General features: G+C 71.4%; 12 protein-coding genes. 1 reads left to right on the top strand and 11 read right to left on the bottom strand.

The features are described from left to right. Positions 1–2 precede the first annotated feature (2 nt). The 4 genes from ACPPVO_RS00915 to mqnC all read right to left on the bottom strand — a co-directional run bounded on the left by ACPPVO_RS00915 (position 3) and on the right by mqnC (position 3,963). Entirely contained in the window at positions 3–368 is a 366-nt protein-coding gene (locus tag ACPPVO_RS00915; RefSeq protein ID WP_360367551.1) for an NADH-quinone oxidoreductase subunit A, read from the bottom strand. Between the two features lie 146 nt (positions 369–514). Beyond that, positions 515–1,789, bottom strand: coding sequence for a geranylgeranyl reductase family protein (locus ACPPVO_RS00910; protein WP_426514489.1), 1,275 nt, complete (start codon positions 1,787–1,789; stop codon positions 515–517). A 249-nt stretch (positions 1,790–2,038) separates the two neighbouring features. Then, positions 2,039–2,731, bottom strand: coding sequence for a demethylmenaquinone methyltransferase (locus ACPPVO_RS00905; RefSeq protein ID WP_360367554.1), 693 nt, complete (start codon positions 2,729–2,731; stop codon positions 2,039–2,041). After that, positions 2,728–3,963 (bottom strand): cyclic dehypoxanthinyl futalosine synthase, encoded by a 1,236-nt coding sequence (gene mqnC / locus ACPPVO_RS00900; protein WP_426509234.1) that lies wholly within the window; start codon positions 3,961–3,963, stop codon positions 2,728–2,730. Before mqnC ends, ACPPVO_RS00905 begins: the two co-directional genes overlap by 4 nt. Before the next feature lie 68 nt (positions 3,964–4,031). Between mqnC and ACPPVO_RS00895 the strand changes: the two genes are divergently transcribed. Further along, entirely contained in the window at positions 4,032–4,967 is a 936-nt protein-coding gene (locus ACPPVO_RS00895) for an aldo/keto reductase (protein ID WP_426514488.1), read from the top strand. Here ACPPVO_RS00895 and ACPPVO_RS00890 read toward each other — a convergent pair. Genes ACPPVO_RS00890 through paaA form a run of 7 tightly spaced genes read right to left on the bottom strand, consistent with a single transcriptional unit; the run spans position 4,953 to position 9,848 of the window. Then, the gene (locus tag ACPPVO_RS00890; RefSeq protein WP_426509232.1) at positions 4,953–5,651 is read right to left on the bottom strand and encodes an anti-sigma factor; all 699 of its coding nucleotides are present in this window, start codon (positions 5,649–5,651) and stop codon (positions 4,953–4,955) included. The two genes, ACPPVO_RS00895 and ACPPVO_RS00890, sit on opposite strands and share 15 nt — an antisense overlap. Continuing rightward, on the bottom strand, positions 5,648–6,259 hold the full coding sequence (locus ACPPVO_RS00885; RefSeq protein WP_426509230.1) for a sigma-70 family RNA polymerase sigma factor: 612 nt from the start codon (positions 6,257–6,259) through the stop codon (positions 5,648–5,650). Before ACPPVO_RS00885 ends, ACPPVO_RS00890 begins: the two co-directional genes overlap by 4 nt. A 46-nt stretch (positions 6,260–6,305) precedes the next feature. After that, positions 6,306–7,424: a 1,2-phenylacetyl-CoA epoxidase subunit PaaE gene (paaE, locus tag ACPPVO_RS00880; RefSeq protein WP_426509228.1), complete on the bottom strand. Its 1,119-nt coding sequence runs from the start codon at positions 7,422–7,424 to the stop codon at positions 6,306–6,308. 4 nt (positions 7,425–7,428) lie between these two features. After that, positions 7,429–7,887, bottom strand: a complete 459-nt coding sequence (gene paaD / locus ACPPVO_RS00875) for a 1,2-phenylacetyl-CoA epoxidase subunit PaaD (protein ID WP_360367567.1) — start codon at positions 7,885–7,887, stop codon at positions 7,429–7,431. Then, a complete protein-coding gene (paaC, locus tag ACPPVO_RS00870) occupies positions 7,881–8,573 on the bottom strand; it encodes a 1,2-phenylacetyl-CoA epoxidase subunit PaaC (protein ID WP_426509226.1) in 693 nt (230 codons plus the stop codon). Before paaC ends, paaD begins: the two co-directional genes overlap by 7 nt. Further along, entirely contained in the window at positions 8,570–8,848 is a 279-nt protein-coding gene (gene paaB / locus ACPPVO_RS00865; protein ID WP_360367573.1) for a 1,2-phenylacetyl-CoA epoxidase subunit PaaB, read from the bottom strand. Before paaB ends, paaC begins: the two co-directional genes overlap by 4 nt. After that, positions 8,841–9,848, bottom strand: a complete 1,008-nt coding sequence (gene paaA / locus ACPPVO_RS00860; protein WP_426509224.1) for a 1,2-phenylacetyl-CoA epoxidase subunit PaaA — start codon at positions 9,846–9,848, stop codon at positions 8,841–8,843. Before paaA ends, paaB begins: the two co-directional genes overlap by 8 nt. Positions 9,849–10,079 lie beyond the last annotated feature (231 nt).

Raw genomic sequence — 10,079 nt, 5'->3', positions numbered from 1 at the left:
GCTCAGTCCCAATCCAGCCCGCCGCGGCGCCAGACGTAGGCGAACGCGACGAACACGGTGACGATGAACAGCACCATTTCCACGAACCCGAACAGGCCGAGCGCGTCGAAGTTCACGGCCCACGGGTACAGGAAGATGATCTCGATGTCGAAAACGATGAACAGCATCGCGGTCAGGTAGAACTTGACCGGGAAGCGGCCACCGCCGACAGGCTGCGGGGTCGGCTCGATGCCGCACTCATAGGCGTCGAGCTTCGCGCGGTTGTATCGGCGCGGCCCGACGAACGGTGCGGCCGCCACCGAGAACAAGGCGAATGCGGCGGCCAGGGCGAAGAGCCCGAGAATCGGTACGTACGGCGCCAGCGACATCGTGCTGCTCCGTCCTTTCGGCGAGCCCACGGGGCGGTCGGCTCCGGGGACCACTCAAGCTGTATGCGGTTTAACACTATTCGGTGAGACCTGGACGGCTTCGTCCGGGGCACCCCAAATGCGGCCTTGGCCAGTACGTTTGGGGATCAGGCGGCTGGCGCCAGGCGGGTCATGGCGTTGATCACGCGGTCCATCGCGTCGCCCCCTCGCGGGTCCGTGAGGTTGGCGAGGAGCTTCAGCACGAACCGCATGAGGGTCGGGTGGGGCATGCCGTGCTTGGTGGCGATCCGCATCACCTGCGGATTGCCGATGAGCTTCACGAACACGTTCCCGAGCCGGTAGTACCCGCCGTAGCGGGCCTTGAGCTCGGTCGGGTAGTTGGCGAGCACCCGCTCGCGCGCCGTGCCCTGCGGACGGGCCAGCGCCTGGATGGCGATCTCCGCCGCCAGCTCGCCGGACTCCATCGCGTAGGCGATCCCCTCGCCGTTGAAGGGGTTGACCATGCCGCCGGTGTCGCCGACGAGGAGCACGCCCCGGGAGTAGTGCGGCACCCGGTTGAAGCCCATCGGCAGCGCCGCGCCCTGGGCCTTGCCGTCGGCGTTGGCCGGGTCGGACAGGCCCCAGTCGGCCGGGGTGTTGTCCAGCCAGTCGGCGAGCAGCGTCTTGTAGTTGGTCTTGCCGTAGGCGACGCTGCTGTTGAGCACGCCCAGGCCGACGTTGACCCGGCCGTCGCCGAGGCCGAAGATCCAGCCGTAGCCCGGCAGGAGCTTGTCGCCCGACTCGCGGCTGCGCAGCTCGAGCCAGGACTCCAGGTAGTCGTCGTCGTGGCGGGTCTCGCTGCGGAAGTACTGCCGCACGGCCACGCCCATCGGCCGGTCGTCGCGCTTGGCGATGCCCAGCCCCAGCGCGAGCCGCCCGGAGACGCCGTCGGCGGCGATGACCAGCGGGGCGCGGTACTCCAGCGGCTCCCGATCCCGCCCGGTGGCCGCGACGCCGACCACACGCCCGGTGCGGTCGAGGATCGGCCCGGTCACGTTGGTACCGCTGCGCAGCACGGCGCCGGCGTCGGTCGCGGCGGTCGCCAGCATCTGGTCGAAGTCCATGCGGGTGCGGGTCAGCCCGTAGTCCGGGAAGCTCGCGAGCTCCGGCCAGTCGAGCTCGAGGCGCACCCCGCCACCGATGACGCGCAGGCCGCGGTTGCGCAGCCAGCCCTTCTCCTCGGTGGTGTCGATGCCCATCTTCACGAGCTGCTTCACCGCGCGGGGCGTGAGCCCGTCGCCGCAGACCTTCTCGCGCGGGAACTCGGTCTTCTCCAGCAGCAGGACCTGAAGCCCGTGCCGGGCGAGGTGAAACGCCGCGGACGAGCCGCCCGGCCCGGCGCCGACGACGATGACATCCGCGTCTTTCCCGGTGTCGGTCACAGCCGTCACACCCCCTACCGTTCTACTTCCGCTCGGCTCGTGAAAGTCTTCACAAAGTCGCCCGAGGAGCAGTCTAGAACCGTGAAGTGCGCCGCTGCCGGTAAGGCGACCCTAATTTTTCACCCGACCGGGGACACCTTTGATCTGTACACCCGGCGCGCGTTTCGTGATCCACTGACCCAGCTTGTCGTGGGCAGAGCGTCACCGCACGGTTATCGTGAGTAACCGCGCGGCGCATTGTGAAAGGTGTCAGATGCGGAAGCCGCGGTGCAGCGCCACCACGCCGCCGGTCAGGTTGCGCCACGCGACCTTGCGCCAGCCGTTCTCGGCGATCTTGGCGGACAGCCCCTGCTGGTCCGGCCAGGCCTTGATGGACTCGGCGAGGTAGACGTAGGCGTCCGGGTTGCTCGACACCCGCTTCGCGATCGGCGGGATCGCGCCCACCAGGTAGCCCTGGTAGGCGGCGCGGAACGGCCGCCAGGTCGGGGTCGAGAACTCGCAGATCACCAGGCGGCCGCCCGGCTTGGTCACGCGGGCCATCTCGGCCAGGGCCCCGGCGGTGTCGGCGATGTTGCGCAGCGCGAAGGAGATCGTGACCGCGTCGAACGTCCGGTCGGCGAAGGGCAGGTGCAGCGCGTCGGCGGCCAGCAGCGGCACCTCGGGGCGCTTCGCACGGCCCGCCTGCAGCATGCCGACCGAGATGTCGGCGCCGACCGCGTAGGCGCCCGAGCGGGCCAGCTCCAGCGTCGACACGCCGGTGCCGGCGCCGAGGTCGAGCACGTTCTCGCCGTCCTTGAGGCCCAGCGCCAGGCGCGTCTCGCGGCGCCACATGCGGTCGCGGCCGCCCGACAGGACCGTGTTGGTCAGGTCGTAACGGCGGGCGACGCCGTCGAACATCGCCGCGACCTCGTGCGGCTGCTTGTCCAGGGAGGCGCGGCTCATGAGTTCACCGGAGTAAGAGGAAGGCTGCGGCCCGTGCCGCCGCCGGGGATGGCGATGGAGGAGAAGTGCGACTGGACCCGCTCGTCGGTCGGATCGTCCGCCTCGGTCCAGTGCACCTCGAGGTGGCGGTACTGCGTGTCCCGCTGGGCCGGGATGCGGTCCGCGCCCCGGATCATCTGCACCAGCTCGGTCAGGCGCGAGCGGTGCCGGGCGCCGGCGGAGGAGATCACGTTCTCCTCCAGCATGATCGAGCCGAGGTCGTCGACGCCGAGGTGCAGCGACACCTGGCCGACGTCCTTGCCCGTGGTCAGCCACGAGGACTGCAGGTGCGGGATGTTGTCGAAGAACAGCCGGGCGACCGCGACCAGCCGCAGGTACTCCAGGCTGGTGGCCTGCGTGCGCCCCTTGAGGTGGTTGTTCTCCGGCTGGTAGGTCCACGGGATGAAGGAGCGGAACCCGCCGACGGTGCCGGCCAGGTCGGCCTCGACCGAGTAGCCGTTGGCGACCGCCTGGTCCTGCACCTCGCGGATCAGCCGCAGGTGCTCGATGCGCTCGGCGTTGGTCTCGCCGGTGCCCATCATCATCGTCGCGGTCGAGGAGACGCCCAGCTTGTGCGCGACGGCCATGACCTCGAGCCAGCGCGCGCCGGACTCCTTCAGCGGCGCGATCGCCTTGCGGGGCCGGTCGGGCAGCATCTCCGCGCCGGCGCCGGCGATGGAGGCCAGGCCCGCCGCCTTGATCCGGGTGATCGCCTCCTCGATCGAGGTGCCCGAGACCTTGGCCATGTGCAGCACCTCGGACGGGCCGATCGAGTGGATGACCAGGCCCGGGAACGCCTCGTGGACCGCGGAGAAGAGCTCCTCGTAGTACTCCACCCCGTAGTCGGGGTGGTGCCCGCCCTGCAGCATCACCTGGGTCGCGCCGAGGTCGACCGCCTCCGCGCAGCGGCGCAGGATCTCCTCGGTGCCGTGCGTCCAGCCCTCGTCGTGCTTCGGCGCCCGGTAGAAGGCGCAGAACTTGCAGGCCGTGACGCAGACGTTGGTGTAGTTGATGTTGCGGTCGATGATGTAGGTGACGATGTTGTCCGGGTAGCGACGCCGGCGCACCGTGTCGGCGGCCTCGCCCAGCGCGTGGAAGGGCGCCTCCGTGTAGAGCAGGAGCGCCTCGTCCGCGCCGATCCGCCCGCCGTCGGCGGCACGCTGCAGAATCTCGCTGATCACCGGAGCAGTCACACCCAAGAGCGTACCCAGGTCACCAACGCCGTCGAGCAGGCGTGCCTAGTATCACGGGAGTGATTGATATGCGTTACCGGCGCCTCGGGCGCTCGGGCCTCACCGTCTCCGTGGTCGGCATCGGCTGCAACCAGTTCGGCCGGATCGACGCCGCGAGCAGCGCGGAGGTCGTCGCCGCGGCCCTCGACCACGGCGTGACCCTCTTTGATACCGCCGACATCTACGGCGCCACGCCCGGCTCGTCCGAGGAGGCGCTCGGCGCGGCCCTCGGCAAGCACCGCGACGACGTGGTCGTGGCCACCAAGTTCGGCATGGACGCCCGCGGCTTGCACGGCCCGGACTGGGGCGCCCGCGGGAGCCGGCGCTACGTCGTGCGCGCCGCCGAGGCCTCGCTGCGCCGCCTCGGCACCGACTACATCGACCTGTACCAGCTGCACCGGCCCGACCCGGCCACCCCGATCGAGGAGACCCTGGCCGCGCTGGACGACCTGGTCCGCTCGGGCAAGGTGCGGTACATCGGCCACTCCAACTTCTCCGGCTGGCAGACCGCCGACGCGGCCTGGGTCGCCGAGACCCGGCACCTGACCCCGTTCGTCAGCGCCCAGAACCGGTACTCCCTGCTCGACCGGAGCGTCGAGGCCGAGCTCGTGCCGGCGCTGGAGCGCTTCGGCCTCGGCCTGCTGCCGTTCTTCCCGCTCGAGATGGGCCTGCTCACCGGCAAGTACCGCCGCGGCGACGCCCCGCCCGCCGGCACCCGGCTGGCCCGCGAGGGCATGGAGCGCGTGCTCGCCGGCGCGCCGTGGGACCGCATCGAGCGCCTCGCCGCGTTCGGCGCCGAGCGCGGCCTCGACCTGCTGACCGTCGCCATCGGCGGGCTGGCCGCGAAGCCGGCGGTCGCCAGCGTGATCGCCGGCGCGACGAAGGCCGAGCAGGTCGCGGCCAACGTCGCCGCGGCGGGCTGGGAGCCCACCGCGGACGACCTGGCCGAGCTAGCGGAGATTTAGCTTTCCGACGATCTCGGTCGGGGTGCCGGTCGTGGACCCGCCTTTCGGCTCCTTGCTCAGGCCGAAGGCCGGCTCCAGGCCCTCGATGTAGAACCGGCCGCTGCCCGCCTCGGTCAGGCCCACCGGACGGTAGGCGGAAGCGGCGGGGTCGACCATCCACAGCTGGTAGGCCCCGTCGGGCTTGCGGAGGCCGCTGAGCAGGGCCACTCCGGCGTTGTGCGACGGGGAGACGACCATGGTGATCCGGCCGCCCTCGACCTCCTGGCTGACCAGGTGGGCGTCGGCGGCCGCGAGCACGGCGTCGATCGACGCGCTCGAGGCGTAGTGCTGCCGGGTGAGCGCCCACGTGCCGGTGCTCACCCCGCCGGCGAAGAGGACGGCCGCCGCGGCCGAGGCGACCCAGGTCCGCCACCGGCCGGGCTCCCGGCGCTGGGCCGGTGCGGGGCGGATGCGCTCCTGCGGGGTGCTCGCGATCTGGGCCAGCACGGCGCCGCGCAGCCGGGGCGGCGGCGCCTCGGCGACCGGGCCGGCCAGCCGGGTCGCGGTCTCGCGCAGCTCGGCGACCTCGGCCGAGCAGGCGGGGCAGTCGCGCAGGTGCCGCTCGAACGCGACCCGCTCGAGGTCGTCGACGGCGTCGAGGGCGTACGCGCCGACGAGCGCATGAATGTCCACGGCTCCCGTCATGACAACGCCACCCCCAGGCAGTCGCGCATGCGGATCAGGCCGTCGCGCATCCGGGTCTTGATCGTCGGCAGCGCGGTACCGAGGAGATCCGCGACCTCCCGGTAACTGTTGCCACCGTAGTAGGCCAGCGTGATCGCCTCGCGCTGGAGCTCGGTCAGGCCGTCGAGGCACCGGCGCACCTGCTGCCGCTCGATGCGGGCGGTCGCGGCCTCGACCACCTCGTCGTAGGGCGTCTCGGCGCTGACCGCGGCGGCCCGGCGGACCCGCTCGACGCCGGCCTGCTCCGAACGCACCCGGTCGACGGCCCGGCGGTGGGCGATGGTGAAGACCCAGGCGGTGGCCGAGCCCCGGGCCGGGTCGAAGCGGCCGGCGGTACGCCAGACCTCGACCATGATCTCCTGGGTGACCTCCTCGGACTGGGCGGGGTCGCGCAGGACCCGGCGGACCAGCCCGTACACGCGGGCGGACACCAGGTCGTAGAGCTCGGTGAAGGCCCGCTCGTCGCCGCGGCCCACCCGGGCCAGCAGCTCATCCGCGTCGGGCGGGCGCGACTGCGGCGGTGGTACCGCGACGAGCCGCTGTGTGGGCCGCTCCTGATCCGGTCTCATGTCGCTCCTTCGGACCGGCCGCCGATCCGGATGGGTGTGACACGGGTCATGCGTCGAAGTCGACCACGACACGGTCCGAGATCGGCATCGCCTGACAGGTCAGGACATAACCGGCGGCGAGCTCGTCGGGCTCCAGCGCGAAGTTGCGCGCCATCTCGACCCGGCCCTCGACCACCTTGGCGCGGCAGGTCGAGCAGACGCCGCCCTTGCACGCGTACGGCAGCTCGGGCCGCGCCCGCAGCGCCGCGTCGAGCACCCGCTCGTCGTGGGCCATCGTGAACGTCGTCGCGCGCCCGTCGAGCACGATGCCGACCTCCGCCCGTTCGCCGGCGTCCTCGGGCGCCGCGGCCGGGCGTGCCGCCGGCGGGGCGTCGTCGACGTGGAAGAGCTCAGTGTGTACCGCCGAATCCTCGACGCCCCGCGCGGACAGCGCCACCTTCGCGTCCAGCACCAGGCCGTAGGGGCCGCAGAGGAACCACTCGTCGACCGTCCCGGCCGGCAGCAGCGCGTCGAGGACCGCGCCGATGCGCGCCTCGTCGAGCCGGCCGGACAGCAGCGGCGACTCCTGCGCCTCCCGCGACAGCACGTGTACGACGTGCAGCCGCTCCCGGTGCCGGTCCTTGAGGTCGGCCAGCTCCTCGGCGAACATCACCGAGGCGGCCGCCCGGTTGCCGTAGACCACCGTGACCCGGCTTTCGGGCTCGGTCTCCAGCGCCGTGGCGGTCAGCGAGAGCACCGGCGTGATGCCGGAGCCGGCCGCGACGGCCGCGTAGTGCCGGGCCCGGCCCGGGTCGAACGCCGTGGTGAAGTGCCCGAGCGGCGGCAGCACGTCGACCTCGTCGCCCGGCGCGAGCCCGGACAGCGCGTAGGTCGAGAACGCCCCGCCGACGACCCGCTTGATGCCGACCCGCAGCTCCCCCTCGTCGCGCAGGCGCGACGGGGTCGAGCAGATGGAGTACGACCTGCGGATCTCTTCCCCGCTCTCGCCGTGCCGCCGCACGGTGAGGTGCTGGCCGGCCCGGAACGCGAAGAGCTCCCGCAGCTCGGCCGGCACGTCGAAGGTCACGGCCACGGCGTCGTCGGTCAGCCGCTCGACGTCGACGACGGCGAGGCGGTGGAACATGGGCCGCCGCTTCACCGGCCGGCGGATCTCCGAAACGGTCATGGCCTCAGATCGCCTTCACGCGCTCGAACGGTTCGCGGCACGCCCGGCAGCGCCAGAGCGCCTTGCAGGCCGTGGCGCCGAACCGGGACAGCTCCTCGGTCTCGGGCGAGCCGCACCGGGGGCAGCGCACGCTCAGCGTCAGCCTGGTCCTGGTCGAGGACGGCGGCGCGATCCCGGCCGCGGCCAGCTTCTCGAGGCCGGCGGCGGTGATCCAGTCGGTGGTCCACGGCTCGGCGAGCGTGGTGTCGACGGCCACGTCGGCGTACCCGTCGGCGTGCAGGGCCGCGGTGATGTCGGCGCGGATCGCGTCCATGGCGGGGCAGCCGGAGTACGTCGGCGTGATCGTGACCGTCACGCGCCCGTCCCGCTCGGCCACGTCGCGCAGGATGCCCAGCTCCTCGATGGTGACGACGGGCAGTTCCGGGTCGCGGACCGCGGCCACCGTCGCGCGCGCGCTCACCACGTCGCCCCGGGGTGTGCGCGGTGCAGCACCTGCATCTCGGCGAGGAGTTTGGAAAGCTCCTCGGTGTGTACCCCGTGCCGCCCGCCCGAGGGCGCCCAGCCGTCGGCGGGCCGGTTCAGCGTCGCCTTCCGCAGCACCTCGGTGATCTCCGCCAGCCAGGGCTCCTTCAGGCTCGCGGCCTCGCCCTCGAAGAGCTCGTGCGTGTAGGGCCAGAGCGCGTCGACGGCGGACTGCATGCGCCGGTGCGACTCCTCGGTGCCGTCGCCGAGGCGCACGGTCCACAGGGCGGCGTGCTCGGCGTGGTACGTGGACTCCTTGCGCGCCTTGGCCCCGATCCCGGCCAGCCGCACGTCGTCGCCGGCGGCCAGGCGCTCGTACCGCAGCCGCTGGTACACGGCCAGGAACAGCAGCTTGCCGATGGTCACCGCGAAGTCGCCGTTGTCCAGCTCGACCAGCAGCGCGTTGCGGAACTCGCGGTCCCCGCGCAGGAAGGCCAGGTCGTCCTCGGTCTTCTGCACGGCCTCGCCGGCGTAGGTGAGCAGGAGCCGGGCCGCGCCGAGCTGGTCGAGGGCGATGTTGGTCAGCGCGATGTCCTCTTCCATCTCCGGCGCGCGCGAGCACCACTCGGCGAGGCGCTGCGCCGCGATGAGCGCGTCGTCGCCGAGCTCGAGAGCCGTGTCGCTCATATGTGCTCCGCGCCTTCGGGGACGGTGTAGAAGGTCGGGTGGCGGTACACCTTGTCGGCCGCCGGCTCGAAGAAGGCGTCCTTCTCGTCGGGGCTGCTCGCGGTGATCGCGCTCGCCGGGACGACCCAGATCGAGACGCCCTCCTGGCGGCGGGTGTAGACGTCGCGGGCGTTGCGCAGGGCCATCTCGGCGTCGGGCGCGTGCAGGGAGCCGACGTGCGCGTGCGAGAGCCCGCGGCGCGGCCGGACGAACACCTCCCAGAGCGGCTCAGACATGCTGCTTCTCCGCATACGCCTTGGCGGCTTCCCGCACCCAGGCGCCGTCCTCGTGGGCACGGCGGCGGTGCGCCATACGCTGGCGGTTGCAGGGACCCTCGCCCTTGATCACGCGCATCAGCTCGTCGTAGTCGGGCTGGGTGTAGTCGTGCGCCTTCCGCTCCTCGTTCCACCTGAGGTCCGGGTCGGGCAGCTTTATCCCGAGGACCCCGGCCTGCTGGACGCACATGTCCACGAACCGCTGCCGGAGCTCGTCGTTGGAGAAGCGCTTGATCTTCCAGGCCATCGAGCGCTCGGAGTGCGTGGAGTCGCCGTCGGGCGGGCCGAACATGGCCAGCGACGGGTACCACCAGCGGTCGACGGCGTCCTGGGCCATCGCCTTCTGCGCCTCGGTGCCGTGCGAGAGCGTGTGCAGGATCTCGTACCCCTGCCGCTGGTGGAACGACTCCTCCTTGCAGATGCGGATCATGGCGCGCGCGTAGGGCCCGTAGGAGCACCGGCACAGCGGCACCTGGTTCACGATCGCGGCACCGTCCACGAGCCAGCCGATGGCGCCGATGTCGGCCCAGGTCAGCGTCGGGTAGTTGAAGATCGAGCTGTACTTCTGGCGGCCCTCGACAAGCATCTCGACCAGCTCCTCGCGGGACACGCCGAGGGTCTCGGCGGCCGCGTAGAGATACAGCCCGTGCCCGGCCTCGTCCTGCACCTTGGCCAGCAGGATCGCCTTGCGCTGCAGCGAGGGCGCGCGCGAGATCCAGTTGCCCTCGGGCTGCATGCCGATGATCTCGGAGTGGGCGTGCTGGGCGATCTGACGGATCAGCGTCTTGCGGTACGCCTCGGGCATCCAGTCCCGCGGCTCGACCTTCTGGTCGGCCGCCACGAGCGCGTCGAAGTACTCCTGCAGGTCTCCCCGGTCTTCCACGACCGAGCTTTTTCGGGAAAGCGCCTGCTCCGCGCTGTCCACCTGCTCGAGGAGGGGGGCGAAGTCGTTGCCGTACACACCTCCAGTGTTACAGCTTCCGACACGAGCGGCAAGAAGGTGTCACATCACGTCGAGGCAACTACCAGGGACTTTTGAGCATGTCCGGGCTGCGGGTGATTCGGTTGAACGAAAGACTGGTCGGGCAATACCTCACGCGGGGTGAACTGCCGGTTCTCTTACGTCGTGTTAACACCGGCAACACCTGCTCATGACCGACGGTCGATGGAATCGTCGTGACGGCCGCCAGGG

Origin of the sequence: Dactylosporangium sp. McL0621, from assembly GCF_049995355.1 — a bacterium.
Classification (GTDB): domain Bacteria; phylum Actinomycetota; class Actinomycetes; order Mycobacteriales; family Micromonosporaceae; genus Dactylosporangium.
This window is presented reverse-complemented; position numbering and strand designations above follow the sequence as displayed.